Origin of the sequence: Streptomyces sp. NPDC086519, assembly GCF_040686075.1 — a bacterium.
Taxonomy (GTDB): Bacteria; Actinomycetota; Actinomycetes; order Streptomycetales; family Streptomycetaceae; genus Streptomyces; species Streptomyces shenzhenensis.
Genome location: NZ_JBFBJL010000045.1, coordinates 58473 through 73067, shown reverse-complemented (window position 1 = coordinate 73067; position 14595 = coordinate 58473). Strand labels below are relative to the sequence as shown.

Annotated in this window: 11 protein-coding genes; 5 read left to right on the top strand and 6 right to left on the bottom strand. The window is 72.2% G+C overall.

Translation table 11 applies throughout. The features are described from left to right. The 3 genes from AB0P24_RS33365 to glgB all read left to right on the top strand — a co-directional run. The coding region (locus AB0P24_RS33365) for an alpha-glucosidase C-terminal domain-containing protein (RefSeq protein ID WP_365800602.1) at nt 1-252 on the top strand (252 nt) is incomplete at its 5' end. 110 nt (nt 253-362) lie between these two features. Next, the gene (locus AB0P24_RS33360; RefSeq protein WP_365800600.1) at nt 363-1742 is read left to right on the top strand and encodes a maltokinase; all 1380 of its coding nucleotides are present in this window, start codon (nt 363-365) and stop codon (nt 1740-1742) included. A gap of 27 nt (nt 1743-1769) precedes the next feature. After that, nucleotides 1770-3944: a 1,4-alpha-glucan branching enzyme gene (glgB, locus tag AB0P24_RS33355; RefSeq protein ID WP_365800608.1), complete on the top strand. Its 2175-nt coding sequence runs from the start codon at nt 1770-1772 to the stop codon at nt 3942-3944. Here the strand turns inward: glgB and AB0P24_RS33350 are convergent. The 5 genes from AB0P24_RS33350 to AB0P24_RS33330 all read right to left on the bottom strand — a co-directional run bounded on the left by AB0P24_RS33350 (nt 3919) and on the right by AB0P24_RS33330 (nt 9785). Next, nucleotides 3919-6156 (bottom strand): ATP-dependent DNA helicase, encoded by a 2238-nt coding sequence (locus AB0P24_RS33350; RefSeq protein WP_365800598.1) that lies wholly within the window; start codon nt 6154-6156, stop codon nt 3919-3921. The genes glgB and AB0P24_RS33350 overlap by 26 nt on opposite strands. Before the next feature lie 179 nt (nt 6157-6335). After that, nucleotides 6336-6671, bottom strand: coding sequence for a thioredoxin family protein (locus tag AB0P24_RS33345; RefSeq protein WP_365800596.1), 336 nt, complete (start codon nt 6669-6671; stop codon nt 6336-6338). After that, on the bottom strand, nt 6668-7096 hold the full coding sequence (locus tag AB0P24_RS33340) for a MerR family transcriptional regulator (protein ID WP_181803379.1): 429 nt from the start codon (nt 7094-7096) through the stop codon (nt 6668-6670). The genes AB0P24_RS33345 and AB0P24_RS33340 overlap by 4 nt, the downstream gene beginning before the upstream one ends. A gap of 29 nt (nt 7097-7125) precedes the next feature. Continuing rightward, complete coding sequence (locus AB0P24_RS33335; protein WP_365800594.1) at nt 7126-7899, bottom strand: DUF2127 domain-containing protein; 774 nt, start codon at nt 7897-7899, stop codon at nt 7126-7128. Nucleotides 7900-8417: 518 nt separating this feature from the next. Beyond that, on the bottom strand, nt 8418-9785 hold the full coding sequence (locus AB0P24_RS33330; RefSeq protein ID WP_365800592.1) for a cation:dicarboxylase symporter family transporter: 1368 nt from the start codon (nt 9783-9785) through the stop codon (nt 8418-8420). Nucleotides 9786-9936: 151 nt separating this feature from the next. Between AB0P24_RS33330 and AB0P24_RS33325 the strand changes: the two genes are divergently transcribed. Together AB0P24_RS33325 and AB0P24_RS33320 are read left to right on the top strand one after the other, a co-directional pair. After that, the gene (locus AB0P24_RS33325) at nt 9937-11571 is read left to right on the top strand and encodes a sensor histidine kinase (RefSeq protein ID WP_365800590.1); all 1635 of its coding nucleotides are present in this window, start codon (nt 9937-9939) and stop codon (nt 11569-11571) included. Further along, a complete protein-coding gene (locus AB0P24_RS33320) occupies nt 11568-12251 on the top strand; it encodes a response regulator (protein WP_365800588.1) in 684 nt (227 codons plus the stop codon). Before AB0P24_RS33325 ends, AB0P24_RS33320 begins: the two co-directional genes overlap by 4 nt. Here AB0P24_RS33320 and AB0P24_RS33315 read toward each other — a convergent pair. Then, nucleotides 12136-14547: a tetratricopeptide repeat protein gene (locus tag AB0P24_RS33315; protein WP_365800586.1), complete on the bottom strand. Its 2412-nt coding sequence runs from the start codon at nt 14545-14547 to the stop codon at nt 12136-12138. The two genes, AB0P24_RS33320 and AB0P24_RS33315, sit on opposite strands and share 116 nt — an antisense overlap. Nucleotides 14548-14595 lie beyond the last annotated feature (48 nt).

Here is a 14595-nt window from a genome sequence, read left to right as displayed (position 1 = left end):
ACGGAGCTCCAGTCCTCCAACCCGGCCGTGATCGCGTTCCTGCGCGAGTACGAGGACGACCTCGTCCTGTGCGTGCACAACTTCTCCCGGTTCGCGCAGCCGACGGAGCTGGATCTCAGGCGCTTCACCGGCCGGCACCCGGTGGAGCTGTTCGGCGGGGTCCGCTTCCCCGCCATCGGTGAACTGCCGTACCTGCTCACCCTGGCCGGGCACGGCTTCTACTGGTTCCGGCTGCGCGCGGACGCGGCGTAGGACGGCGGACCCGGCAGAGTCCACCCCGGGCGACGGCGGTTGGTTTCCTCCGCCCCGCCCGGGGCACGCATCACTAACGCCCCCGACGACCGGGGAAAGGACGTACCGCCATGGCGGACACGGTCAGCCTCTCCACTCCCGCTCTGCTCGCCTCGCTCGACCCGCTGCTGCGCGAGTGGCTGCCCCGGCAGCGCTGGTTCGCCGGCAAGGGAAGCCCGGTCACCGGCTTCTCCCTGGTGGCCGAGACCGAACTCCTGCCGTCGGACAGCCGGCTGGGCCTGCGCCATCTGCTGGTCCGCGCCCATCAGCCGCCCGCCCCCGCCGAGGCCGGCGACTGCTACCAGCTCCTCATAGGCGTGCGCGAGGCGCTGCCGCCCCGGCTGGCGCCCGCGCTGATCGGACACGTGACCGAGGGCCCGCTGGCCGGGCAGACGGTCTACGACGCCCTGTACGACCCCCGGCCCGCCGAGGTGCTCCTGGAGGCCCTGCGCACGCAGGCCCGGATCGGCGGGCTGCGCTTCGAGCGCGACCCGGGCCAGGAGATACGCGACGGGCTGGTGGCCCGGCTGATGACCGGCGAGCAGTCCAATTCGTCGGTCGTCTACGGAGATACGTTTATCCTGAAGCTGCTGCGCCGGGTCGTGCCCGGCGTCAACCCCGATCTGGAGATACCCCTGGCCCTGGCCCGCGAGGGCTGCGCCCGGGTGCCCGCCCCGACGGCCTGGCTGCGGGCGGAGCCGGCCGGCAGACCCGGTGAGCCGTACGTCCTGGCCGTCCTCCAGCCTTACGTGCGCGGCGCGACCGACGGCTGGGAGCTGGCGCTTCGCGAGCTGGCGAAGGGCGAGGACTTCGTGGCCGAGGCGCGGGCGCTGGGGCGGGCCACCGCCGAGGTGCACACGGCGCTGGCCCGGGCGCTGCCCACCGTCACCGTCGGGCACAGCCAACTGGAGCCGCAGGTCGCGGGCATGGTCGAGCGGCTGGCGGCGGCCGTGCAGGCGGTGCCGGCGCTGGGCCCGTACGAGGACGGGCTGCGGTCCGCCTACACCGCGCTGGGCGACCTGGCCGCCGAGGGCCGCACCTGGACCGCCCAGCGGGTGCACGGCGACCTGCACCTGGGGCAGTGCCTGCGCGCGCCGTCCGGGGAATGGTCGCTGATCGACTTCGAGGGGGAGCCGGCCCGCCCGCTGGCCGAGCGCCGGATGCCGCAGCCGCCGGTGCGGGACGTCGCCGGGATGCTGCGCTCCTTCGACTACGCGGCCCACTCGGTGACCCCGCCGGCCCCCGCCTGGGCAGGGGCGTGCCGGGCGGCCTACTGTTCCGGCTACGCCGAGATCACCGGCGTCGACCCGCGCACCGATCCCGTCCTGCTGCGGGCCTACGAGACCGACAAGGCCGTCTACGAGGTCGTCTACGAGGCCCGGCACCGCCCCGAGTGGCTTCCCGTCCCGCTGTCGGCCGTACACCGCCTGGCCACCCCCGACCCGACCTGATCTCCGGGAGACTCGTCCGTGACCTCCATGAACCCCGTGCCCATAGCCGGCGGCGACCGTGAGCGGCTGCTGCACGGCACCCATCACGACCCGCACTCGGTGCTGGGCGCGCATCCGGTCCCCGGCGGCGTCGCCGTCCGCGCGTTCCGCCCGTACGCCCGCGCGGTGACGGCCGTCGCGGGCGAGGACCTGCGGGCCGAGCTGCACGACGACGGCGACGGCTTCTTCTCCGCGCTGCTCCCCGTCACCGACGTACCGGTCTACCGGCTGCTGGTGGAGTACGAGGGGACGGTCCAGGAGACCGAGGACGCGTACCGCTTCCTGCCCACCCTCGGCGACCTGGACCTGCACCTGATCGGCGAGGGCCGGCACGAGCGGCTGTGGGAGGTGCTCGGCGCGCGTCCGACGACCCACCAGGGGGTGCCGGGCACCCGGTTCTCGGTGTGGGCGCCGAACGCGCGGGGGGTGCGGCTGGCCGGCGGGTTCAACTTCTGGGACGGCACCGGGTACCCGATGCGTTCGCTCGGCTCCTCGGGGATCTGGGAGCTGTTCCTGCCGGGTGTCGGCGCGGGCGAGCTGTACAAGTTCGAGATCACCCGCCCGGACGGCTCCCGGACGCTGCGGGCGGATCCGATGGCCCGGCGTACGGAGGTGCCGCCGCACACGTCGTCGATCGTCCACGCGTCCCACCACGAGTGGACGGACGACGAGTGGATGACGCACCGGGGCGACACCCCCGTCCACGAGGCCCCCTTCTCGGTCTACGAGGTGCACCTGCCGTCCTGGCGCCCCGGCCTGACCTACCGCGAACTCGCCGAGCAGCTGCCCGCCTACGTCAGCGACCTGGGCTTCACGCACGTGGAGCTGATGCCGGTCGCCGAGCATCCCTTCGGCGGCTCCTGGGGCTACCAGGTCACCGGCTTCTACGCGCCGACGGCCCGGCTCGGCACCCCCGACGACTTCAAGTACCTGGTCGACGCCCTGCACCGGGCGGGCATCGGCGTGATCATGGACTGGGTGCCGGCGCACTTCCCGCGGGACGACTGGGCGCTCGCGGAGTTCGACGGCGGGCCGCTGTACGAACACGCGGACCCGCTGCGGGCCGCGCACCCCGACTGGGGCACCCTGGAGTTCGACTTCGGCCGCCGCGAGGTGCGCAACTTCCTGGTGGCGAACGCCGTGTACTGGTGCGAGGAGTTCCACATCGACGGGCTGCGCGTCGACGCGGTGGCCTCCATGCTCTACCTCGACTACTCGCGCGAGCCGGGGCAGTGGACGCCGAACGAGCACGGCGGCCGGGAGAACCTGGACGCGGTGGCGTTCCTCCAGGAGATGAACGCGACGGTCTACCGCCGGGCGCCCGGCGTGGTGACGATCGCCGAGGAGTCGACGGCGTGGGAGGGCGTGACCCGCCCCACCGACAGCGGCGGTCTCGGCTTCGGCCTGAAGTGGAACATGGGCTGGATGCACGACTCCCTCGCCTACATGTCCCATGAACCGGTGCACCGCAGGTACCACCACCACGAGATGACCTTCTCGATGGTCTACGCGTACAGCGAGAACTACGTGCTGCCCATCTCCCACGACGAGGTCGTGCACGGCAAGCGCTCCCTCGTCTCGAAGATGCCCGGCGACTGGTGGCAGCAGCGCGCGGACGACCGTGCCTACCTGGCCTTCATGTGGGCCCACCCGGGCAAGCAACTCCTCTTCATGGGCCAGGAGTTCGCCCAGGGCGCGGAGTGGTCGGAGACGAACGGCCCCGACTGGTGGCTCCTCGACCCCGCCTACGGCGCCGAGGCCGACCACCGGGGCGTGCGGGACCTGGTCCGCGACCTCAACACGGTGTACCGCGCGACCCCGGCCCTGTGGCAGCGGGACACGGCACCCGCCGGTTTCCAGTGGATCGCGGGGGACGCGGCCGAGGACAACGTCTTCGCGTTCCTGCGCCTGGACGCGGAGGGAACGCCGCTCCTCTCCGTCTCCAACCTCTCCCCCGTGGTCCGCCACGACTACCGGCTGGGCGTCCCGGACGAGATCCCCGCCTGGCACGAGACCCTCAACACCGACGCGGCGCGCTACGGCGGCAGCGGCGTCACCAACCCCGACCCGGTGAAGCCGGAGCCGCAGGGCGCCCACGGCCGCCCGGCGAGCATAGGCCTGACGCTGCCCCCGCTGGCTACGGTGTGGCTGCGGCCTGCCTGAGCCCGGCCGGCAGGTCGCCGGTGTGCAGCACCCCCAGCCGCTGGGTCGCCCGGGTCAGTGCCACGTACAGGTCGCTGGTGCCGTAGCGGCCCGGTTCCACCACCAGGACCGAGTCGAACTCCAGCCCCTTGGCCTGGCGCGGGTCGAGGAGGACGACGGTCCGGGTCAGGTCGGGTTCCGCGCCGGCCGTGACGCCGTCCAGGCGGGTGGCGAGGGCGCGGTGCAGGTCGCGGGGGGCGATCACCGCCAGCCGGCCCTCCGCCGGGGTGAGTTCGGCGACGGCCTTCTGGACGGCGCCGGGCAGGTCGTCCGTCGCGCGCACCCACGGCCGTACACCCGTCGAGCGGACCGAGCTCGGGGGCTCGAAGTCCGGGTGCTCGGCGCGGACCACGGCCGCCGCGAGATCCATGATCTCGGCGGGGGTGCGGTAGTTGACGCCGAGGCGGGTGTGGTCCCAGCGGTCCTCGACGTACGGCCCGAGGATGTCCGCCCAGGAGCCGACGCCCGCCGCCTCCGCGGTCTGGGCCGGGTCGCCGACCAGGGTCATCGAGCGGGTCGGGCTGCGCCGCATCAGCAGCCGCCAGGCCATCGGCGACAGCTCCTGCGCCTCGTCGACGATGATGTGCCCGAACGCCCAGGTGCGGTCGGCCGCCGCCCGTTCGGCCGCGCTGCGGAAGTCCTCCTCCTCCTGGCGTTCGGCGAACCGCTCGGCGTCGATGATGTGGTGCGCGGACAGCACCTCGGAGGCGTCGGGGTCGCTGTCCTCCTTGTCGTCGAACTCGTAGGTGCGGGAGGCGTAGGAGACGTCGAGGACGCCCTGGGCGTAGGCGATCTGCGTCTCGCGTTCGCGTTCGGCGCGGGCCCGCGCGAGCCGCTCGTCCACGCCGAGGAGCTCGGCCGCTTCGTCGAGCAGCGGCACGTCCGAGACCGTCCAGGCCCGCGTCACCGGGCGGCGGATCGCGGCCGCGTCCTCGTCGCTCAGGTATCCCTCGGGGCCGGCGAGGAAGTCGGCGACCAGGCGCTTCGGGGTCAGCCGCGGCCACAGCTGGTCGATGGCGGACCACACCTCGGGGTTCTCGGCGAGTTCGTCGCGGATCTGGGTGATGTCGGAGGGGTCCAGCAGGCTGCTGCCGTCGAAGGGGTCGGTGCCCACGCGTTCGGCGTACAGGTCGGTGAGGGTGTTGAGGATGTGGCCCTCGAAGTGCTCGCGGGCCACGTTGTGCGGCAGCCGGGCGGCGCGGGTGCGCTCGCGGGCCATGTTCACCAGGCCGTCGTCGAGCATCAGCACCTCACGGTCGTGCTCGACGGTGAGGACCGGGTCAGGCAGCGCCTGCCGGTCGCGTACGACGGCGGCGAGCACGTCGGCCATGTCCGCGCGGCCCTTCACGGCGGCCGCCTCGGGGGTGTCGGACGCCGTCGCCTTCACCCCGGGGAACAGCTCACCGACCGTGGCCAGCAGCACCCCCGTCTCGCCCAGCGAGGGCAGCACCTCGCCGATGTAGCCGAGGAAGGCGGGGTTGGGGCCGACGATCAGGACCGCCCGCTTGGCGAGCAGCTCCCGGTACTCGTAGAGGAGGAAGGCGGCGCGGTGCAGCGCGACCGCGGTCTTGCCGGTCCCCGGGCCGCCCTCGACCACCAGGACCCCGCGGTACGGCGCCCGGATGATCTCGTCCTGCTCGGCCTGGATGGTCTGCACGATGTCGCTCATCCGGCCGGTGCGGGCCGAGTTGAGCGCGGCGAGCAGCACCGCGTCCCCGGACGGGTCCTCGTGGCCGGTGCGCTCCCGGTCGCCGAGGTCGAGGATCTCGTCGTGCAGGGAGCTGACCCGGCGGCCGTCGGTGGCGATGTGCCGGCGGCGGCGCAGGCCCATCGGGGTGTGGCCGGTGGCCAGGTAGAAGGGGCGGGCGACCTCGGCACGCCAGTCGACGAGGACGGGGGTGCGCTCGGCGTCGTCCAGGCGCAGCCCGATCCGGCCGATGTGGTGCCGGGTACCGGACGTCAGGTCGATCCGGCCGAAGCACAGCGACCCGTCCACGGCGTTCAGCGCGGCGAGCAGCCCGGAGCGTTCGGCGACCAGGATGTCCCGCTCCAGCCGGGCCTGCATCGGCTTGTCCCCGAGGGCGAGGGCGTCCGACACCGAGTCCTCGGTGTCGCCGCGCAGGGCGTCCACCCGTGCGTACAGTCCGTCGATGAATTCCTGCTCGTCGCGCAATTCATCGTCTGGAAATTCGGTGTTTGACAATTCCGCTCCCGCCCGGATATACTGTGCCCACTGAACTTCTTCGCGGCTCGATCGAATTCATCTCGACCTGAAGTCACGAACTGCTGAATATACGCAAAGAAATCCCCCGAGCGCAATTGCTCGGGGGATTCTTCGTACCACCGGCCGGTTCAGCGCAGCACGTCGGACAGCTCCTCGAGCAGCCGCCGCTTGGGCCGGGCGCCCACCATCGACCTCACCGGCTCGCCGCCCCGGAACACCATGAACGTCGGCATCGACAGCACCTTGTAGGCGTTCGTCGTCTCCGGATTGGTGTCCACGTCCAGCTGCACCACCTTCAGCCGCTCGCCCTCCTCGGCGGCGAGAGCCGTGAGCACCGGCCCCATCTGCCGGCACGGCGGACACCAGTCGGCGGTGAACTCCACCAGCACCGGCAGCTCCGCCTCGATCACCTCCGCCGTGAAGTCCGCGTCCGTCACCTCGGCCACACCCGCCGCCTTGATCATTGCCTGGGCCCTCCCAGTTCACAGGTCGGCTCCGGACCCCCCGGAACCAGCGCCTCGGCGGCCAGCTCGTCCCGCGCCCGCTCGGCCCGCGCCAGCTGGGCCCCGACCGTCGCCCGCACGGCCTGCAACTCGCCGATGAGCGAGTCCAGCTCCGCCAGCTTGCGCCGGTAGACCGCGAGCGAGGCCGGGCAGGTGTCGCCCTCCGGGTGTCCGGCCCGCAGGCACTCCACGAACGGCCGGGTCTCCTCCAGCTCGAACCCGAAGTCCCGCAGCGTCCGGATCTGTGTGAGCAGCCTGAGATCGCTCTCGTCGTAGGTCCGGTGGCCGTTCTGGGCCCGCCGCGCGGGCAGCAGCCCGCGCGCCTCGTAGTACCGCAGCGCGCGTGTGGTGGTCCCGGCCCGTGCGGCCAGCTCGCCGATTCGCATGCCTACGACCGTAAGACCTGACGTCGACGTCAAGACAAGGTCGGCTGGACCCCCGCCGACTCCTCGACCTCGAGCAGCGAGGCGCTGTGCCGCTCCTCGTCGAAGGCCCTGCGCCCGCCGCGCAGCCCGAACAGCCGCTTGGCGAGGGCGATGTAGAGCACCGCGATGATGTTCAGCACCAGCGTCGCGATCTTCACATAGCTGACCTTCTCGGTGAGCTCGTAGATCTCCAGCGGCAGGAACGCGGCGGTGGCGACCACCGTCAGGTACTCCGCCCAGCGCTTGGCGTACCAGAGCCCGACCGACTCGACGAGTTCGATCAGCGCGTACGCCAGCAGCACCGCGGCCACCAGCAGCAGCGTGGAGTGCTTGTAGCCGAAGGCCTTCTGGATGGAGCCGACGACCGGTGAGTGGTCGAGGTCGTAATGGAAGTGCCGGAAGACCGGCCGGAACGTGTCCAGGTACTCGTTGAAGAGCCTGCGCACGGCGTCCTCGCTGTTGCTGAACCTCCACACCGCGACCGCGACCAGCACGATGAACACCCCGCGCACGGCCCGCTCGATCGCCAGGAAGCGCAGGATGAACAGGTCCCGCAGCACCTTCCCGCGCGGCACCAGCGGGGCGTCGGCCGCCGGCCCCGAGCCGTGCGGCTCACCGAGCACGAAGTCGCCGCACCGCAGACACCGCCAGGCCTCCCCGACCGCGGTCTGGGTGTGCAGCCGCACCCGCAGCCGCGGATCGTCCGGTGCATAGGTCACATGCCCCTTGCGCGCGCAGTGCCGCCGGTCCCAGTCGATCGCCATCCCCCGTGCCTCCCCTTGCCGACGTGCCGTTTCGCGTTGGACAGGAACGGCACGTTAGTGGATACGGCCGACAGGCGCGCCCGAGGGGTCGGCCTGCCGTCCGGAGGTGAGGCCCTGCGCAGGGCCGGTGAACACCGCCGCGGCCGCCGTTCGCCGTGTCGGGGGCGGTGCACGAGGGAACTGCCGGACGCGGGAAAGGCGGGCAGCGCGGCCGCGGTCAGCGCACTGACGGCGGCGGGCGTGCCCGCCTTGGGGGCCGCCGAGCGGGGCGGCCGGGTGGAGCGTCCGGCGCTCCGGCTGCATGCCTCCGGGCGGCTGGGTCACAGGGGGGAGTTCCCAGCCGCCCGGAGAACGGCGGCCGGACGGCCGGCCCGGGTTCAGGCCGAGCCGGACGTCCGGCGGCTTGCATGGCGCCGCGTGAGGGGCGCGGGGCCTTTATCGATGTGCGGCTCCGCCGCGTGGGCGCGACCGGCCACGACGGCACCGCAGCCGCGCGACCGCGGCACCCCGGCTGCCGCTCAGGCCTTCGCCAGTTCCTCGCGCTGCTCGGGAAGGTCGGGCGTGACCACCGGCTCCCCCTCGTCCAGCAGCGTCTTCTCGTCGAACGGCAGCTCACCGGCGAGCACCTGCCGCACCCGCGCCTTGTCGATCTCCTTGGTCCAGGTGCCGATCAGGACGGTGGCGACCGCGTTGCCGGCGAAGTTGGTCAACGCGCGGGCCTCGCTCATGAACCGGTCGATGCCGACGATCAGACCGACGCCGTCCACCAGCGCCGGCTTGTGCGACTGGAGGCCACCGGCCAGCGTGGCGAGGCCGGCGCCGCTGACGCCCGCCGCGCCCTTCGAGGCCAGCAGCAGGAAGAGCAGCAGCGGGATCTGCTCACCGATCGACATCGGCGTACCGAGGGCGTCGGCGATGTACAGCGATGCCATGGTCATGTAGATCATGGTGCCGTCGAGGTTGAACGAGTACCCGGTCGGCACGGTGATGCCGACGACCGGCTTGCTGACGCCCAGGTGCTCCATCTTCGCGATGAGCCGCGGCAGCGCGGACTCGGAGGAGGAGGTGGAAAGGATCAGCAGGAACTCACGGGCGAGGTACTTGAACAGCGTGAAGATGCTGAGCCCGGAGACGATCCGCAGCACCGTGCCGAGCACCACGAAGACGAACAGGGCGCAGGTGATGTAGAAGCCGAGCATCAGCACGGCGAGGCTCTTGAGCGCGTCCAGTCCGGCGGACCCGACCACGGCGGCGATCGCACCGAACGCACCGATCGGCGCGGCCCACATGATCATGCCCAGGATGCGGAAGACGAGCCGCTGGATGTGCTCGACGCCCCGCAGCACCGGCTGCCCGGCCGACCCCATGGCCTGCAACGCGAACCCGGCGAGCAGCGCGATCAGCAGCGTCTGCAGCACCTGGCCCTCGGTGAAGGCGGAGACGAACGTGGTCGGGATGATCGACAGCACGAAGTCGACGCCGCCGAGCGCCTCGGAGTCCACCTGGGCGTGTCCGGTGGCCTTGAGGGCGTTGGTGATGTGCAGCCCGTCACCGGGGTGCAGGATGTTGCCGACCACCAGGCCGATGGTCAGCGCGACCAGCGACATCACCAGGAAGTAGCCGAGCGCGATACCACCCACGGCACCGACCCTGGCGGCCTTGCGCACGGACCCGATCCCGAGCACGATCGTGCAGAAGATGATCGGCGAGATCATCATCTTGATGAGATTGACGAAACCGGTACCGAGCGGCTTGAGCTCGACCCCGGCGTCGGGCCAGATGAGGCCGACCGCGATACCGAGGGCGACCGCGGCGATCACCGCGAGGTACAGGTAGTGGGTGCGGTCTCTCTTCACGGCGGGTACTGCCGTAGGCGTCGTCGTCACGGCTCGCCTCCTTGACGTCTTCGTCGGTATGACCGGCGTGCGGCTCACGTCCGGGGAGTGTGGGGGATGCCGTGACTATCTCCCGGTCTGTGAGGGCGGTCACCCTTGCGTTCATTGAGTTCACGCCGGTGCCGGGAGGCACACTGCTGACATGCGTTTTCCGTCCGTACCCCGTCCCCGCAGCCTGGCCGGCCAGCTGTTCGCCATGCAGGCCGTGCTGATAGCGGTCGTGGTCGCCGGTTACGCGCTGTTCACGTACGTCAGCGACCGCCACCAGGCGCAGGAGGCGGCGACCCGGCAGGCGACGGCGGTGGCCCACTCGGTCGCCGACGCCCCCTCGGTCCGTGCGGCCATCCACACCCCGGACCCCTCGGCTCAGCTCCAGCCGTACGCACTCCAGGTGATGCGGGACACCGAGGTCGACTTCATCACGATCATGACCCCGGGCGGCATCCGCTGGACCCACCCGGACCAGACGCAGATCGGCAGGCACTACCTCGGCCACATCGAGGCGGCCCAGCGGGGCCACACCTACAGCGAGACCTACAAGGGCACCCTCGGCGCCTCCGTCCGCACGGTCACCCCGGTGGAGGAGAAGGGCCGGGTAATCGGCCTGGTGAGCGCCGGCATCAAGGTGGAGGCGATCAGCGAGCGGGCGCAGGAGCAGGTGACGGCGCTGCTGGGGGTCGCGGCGGGCGCGCTGCTGCTGGGCGCGCTGGGCACGTACGTCATCAACGCGCGCCTGCGCCGCCACACCCACGGCATGAACGCGACGGAGCTGAGCCGCATGCACGACTACCACGAGGCGGCACTGCACGCGGTGCGCGAGGGCCTGCTGATGCTGGACGGCCGGTACCGGGTGGCGCTGATCAACGACGGGGGCCGGGAGCTCCTGGGCGTGGGTTCCGAGGGCGAGGTGGTGGGCCGCTCGGTGGTCGAGCTGGGTCTGCCGGCGCCGTTGACCGGTGCGCTGCTCGCCTCCGAGCCGCGGGTGGACGAGGTGCACCTGACGGCGGACCGGGTGCTGGTGGTGAACACGTCACCGGTGTCGGGCGGCGAGCGGCGCGGCACGGTGGTCACGCTGCGGGACGTCACCGAACTCCAGTCCCTGATGGGCGAGCTGGACTCGGAGCGCGGCTTCACCCAGGCCCTGAGGTCCCAGGCCCACGAGGCGGCGAACCGCCTGCACACGGTGGTGTCGCTGATCGAACTCGGCCGGGCGGCGCAGGCGGTCGACTTCGCGACGGCGGAGCTGGAGCTGGCGCAGGCGCTGACCGACCAGGTGGTGGCGGCGGTCAGCGAGCCGGTCCTGGCCGCCCTGCTGCTGGGCAAGACCGCCCAGGCGCACGAGCGGGGCGTGGAGCTGGTGGTCTCGGACGAGAGCCGGCTGGATGACGGTCTGCTACCGGAGAGCCTGTCGGCGCGCGACCTGGTCACCATCCTCGGCAACCTGATCGACAACGCGGTGGACGCGGCCCAGGGGACGGTACGGGCCCGCGTGACGGTGACCGCGTACACCGAGGACACCGAGGACGCCGAGTTGGTGCTACGGGTGACGGACACGGGGCCGGGGGTCGACCCCGCCCACGCCGAACTGGTCTTCAAGCGCGGCTTCTCGACGAAGCCGGCGGGACCGGGCGGGCGGGGCCTGGGGCTGGCCCTGGTACGGCAGGCGGTCGTACGGCTGGACGGCATCCTGACGGTGACGGAGGCGGCGGAGGGCGGAGCGGTGTTCGAGGTGCGGCTGCCGTTGCGGGCGTCGGTGGCGGGGGGCGAGGTGCGATGACCGGAGAGCCGATCAGAGTCCTGGTCGTCGAGGACGACCCGGTGGCCGCGGACGCGCATGTCATGTACGTGGGCCGGGTGCCGGGGTTCGTGACGGTGGGCAAGGCGCACACGGGGGCGCAGGCGCGGCGGATCCTGGACCGCACGGCCGTGGACCTGCTGCTGCTGGACCTGCACCTGCCGGACGTGCACGGCCTTCAGTTCGCGCGGTCGTTGCGGGCGGCGGGACATCAGGTGGACGTCATAGCGGTGACGTCGGCGCGGGATCTGGCGGTGGTGCGGGAGGGCGTCTCACTGGGTGTCGTCCAGTACGTCCTGAAGCCGTTCACCTTCGCGACGCTCAGGGACCGGCTGACGCGGTACGCCGAGTTCCGGGCGGCGGCGGGCGAGGCGAGCGGGCAGGACGAGGTGGACCGGGCGCTGGCCGCCTTGCGCGCGCCGTCGCCCGCCGCGCTTCCGAAGGGCCTGAGCGCGCCGACCCTGGAACGGGTGACGGCCGCGTTGCGGGAGGCGGAGGAGGGGCTGACCGCGGCGGCGCTCGCGGAGAGCGTGGGGATTTCCCGGATCACGGCCCGGCGGTATCTGGAGCATCTGGTGGAGGCGGGCCGGGCGGGACGGAGTCCGTTGTACGGGCAGGTGGGGAGGCCGGAGCTGGTTTACCGGTGGGGGCGGGGGCGGTGAGGGCGGCGGCCCGGGCGCTGTCCCGGGCGGCTTCGGCGGGCGCGTTGCCGCGGGTGAAGGCGTCGACGGACCGGAGGTAGTGGGCACGGGCTTCGGCAGGGCGGTCGGCCGCCTCATATGCGCAAGCCAGGTTGTGAAGGGCTGAGCCCGCGCCGTACCAGTCCTCGAACTCCCGGTAGACCGCGAAGGCCTTGTCGTGTGTCTGGACCGCCTCGTCGATCCGGCCCGCATCCCGCAAAGCGATACCGAGGTTGTTCACCGCCATGGCCCCTCGACGGCGGTCCCCGGCGGCCTGGTACAGGTCACGCGCACGGGTGTGTGCCTCAACCGCCTCCCCCACCCGGCCCGCATGCCGCAGGGCGAGACCCAGGTTGTTCCACGCGGTGGCCTCACGACGTCGGTCCCCGGCGGCCCGGTACAGATCGCGCGCACGGGTGTGTGCCTCAACCGCCTCCCCCACCCGGCCCGCATGCCGCAGGGCGATGCCGAGGTTGTTCCACGCGGTGGCCTCACGGTGGCGATTCCCGGTGGCCCGGTGCAGGTCGCGGGCACAGACATGAGCGTCAACCGCCTCCCCCGCCCGGCCCGCATGCCGCAGGGCGAGACCCAGGTTGTTCCACGCGGTGGCCTCACGACGTCGGTCCCCGAGCCGGTGCGCGACCTCCTGCGCGATGCGGCCAACGGTGATCGAGTCGTCGAAGTACCGTCGCCAGCTGAGATACGTCCGCAGCCCCAGGGCCAGGTCCGCCGCCGCGCCCGCGAACCGTTCTTCCCGCCCCCACAGCACCGCCGCCACCAGCCCCGCCCGCTCCCCGTCCAGCCACCCCAGCGCCTGCGCCCGGTCCGCGAACCGATCCGGCACCGCCATCCCCGGCAGCCACCGCAACCGGTCGTCAGCCGCATCTGCCGTCCGCCGGTAGAACCGCAGCACCCGCTCCCGGGCTGCCTCCCCCTCCTCCCGCAGTTCCGTGTCCCTCGTCACCACCCCCGCCCCGAACGCGCGTACCAGGTCATGCAACCGCCACCACCCGCGCCCGCGCCCCCGCTCGACCAGGTGGGCACGGGCCAGCGATTTCAGCTCCCGCGACGGAGGTGCGTCCGTTCCCACGAGCGCGGCGGCAACCTCGTCGCTCACCTCAGGCCCCGGTGCGAGGGCGAGCAGGCGCAACAGGCGGGCCTGCTCGGACGGCAGACGGCGATAGGACAGCTCGAAAGCAGCGCCGACGCTGCGTTCCCCGTCGTCCAGGTGGAGGAGCAGGTCGTGCGACTGCGCCAGGGCGTCGACAAGCTCCGTGACGGGCATACCGGGGTCCTCCGCCAGCAGCGCGGCCGCGATCTGGAGAGCCAGTGGCAAGTTGCCGCACAGGGCGGCGAGTTGCCCGGCCGCCTCGGCGTCGTCCGCCACGCGGCTGTCGTCGGGATCGGCGATCCTCAGGGCGTGGTCGAGGAGTTGCCGTGCCGCCTCGGGCATGAGCTGATCCAGCGGCACCAGCCGGGCGCCGAGTTGGGGCAGCCGGTCGCGGGAGGTGACCAGCACCCGGTGCCGGCCGTCGCCGGGCAACAGCGGCCGTACCTGGTCCGGCGACGACGCGTTGTCGGCCAGCAGCAGCAACGCACCCCGCTGGCCTGCCCTCTCCGCGAGCACCGACCGATAGAGCACCGTACAGTCGTCGGCCGTGGCCGGTATGTGCTCGGGCGGAACCCCGAGGGCCCGCAGCAGAGACTGGAGGGCCTGGTCGGCGGTGACGGGATGGTCGTCGTACCCATGCAGGTCGACAAAGAGCACCCCACCCGGAAAGCAGCCCTTCTCGCGCGCCAGGTACGTGCTCTCGACGGCGAGCGCGGTCTTCCCAACACCGCCCAGCCCGGACACGGCGGTGACGAGTACGGCGGCGGAGTCGTCCAGGGCCCGCAGCAGTTCGGCCGTCTCGTCCTCCCGCCCGGTGAACCCGCCCGGCCTCGGCGGCAGCGAGGCCAACGCCTCCAGCGCCGCCGCACCGTGCTGGATCACGACCTGAACGCCGACCACCTCACGCAGGAAGACCCCGCCCCGGAAGTCGGCGTGGTCACCGCCGTACCAGACCGCCGTACTGCCCGGCGAGTGCCGCTCCATGGCTGCCGCAACGGCTCCCGCGGCCTGCGGATCACCGGCGAGCAGCTCCGCCACTCGGTCGCCCCAGGCCCGTAACGCCTCCCACCGTTCCGGGCTGTCCACCGTCTCGGCCAGCACCCGCCCGGCATCCCCACCCGCGCCCTCGGCCAGGGCGGACAGCAAAGCCGACAAAGCCGCTCTCATGCGCGCCGTTCCGTCCCCCGATGCCCTCCTGATGCGTGACCGCCAACG

Bases quoted from the DNA above. Each gene is read 5' to 3' on its own strand.
- glgB (WP_365800608.1), top strand. From the start codon at position 1,770: ATGAACCCCGTGCCCATAGCCGGCGGCGACCGTGAGCGGCTGCTGCAC.
- AB0P24_RS33345 (WP_365800596.1), bottom strand. From the start codon at position 6,671: ATGATCAAGGCGGCGGGTGTGGCCGAGGTGACGGACGCGGACTTCACG.
- AB0P24_RS33335 (WP_365800594.1), bottom strand. From the start codon at position 7,899: ATGGCGATCGACTGGGACCGGCGGCACTGCGCGCGCAAGGGGCATGTG.
- AB0P24_RS33360 (WP_365800600.1), top strand. From the start codon at position 363: ATGGCGGACACGGTCAGCCTCTCCACTCCCGCTCTGCTCGCCTCGCTC.
- AB0P24_RS33320 (WP_365800588.1), top strand. From the start codon at position 11,568: ATGACCGGAGAGCCGATCAGAGTCCTGGTCGTCGAGGACGACCCGGTG.
- AB0P24_RS33325 (WP_365800590.1), top strand. From the start codon at position 9,937: ATGCGTTTTCCGTCCGTACCCCGTCCCCGCAGCCTGGCCGGCCAGCTG.
- AB0P24_RS33315 (WP_365800586.1), bottom strand. From the start codon at position 14,547: ATGAGAGCGGCTTTGTCGGCTTTGCTGTCCGCCCTGGCCGAGGGCGCG.
- AB0P24_RS33340 (WP_181803379.1), bottom strand. From the start codon at position 7,096: ATGCGAATCGGCGAGCTGGCCGCACGGGCCGGGACCACCACACGCGCG.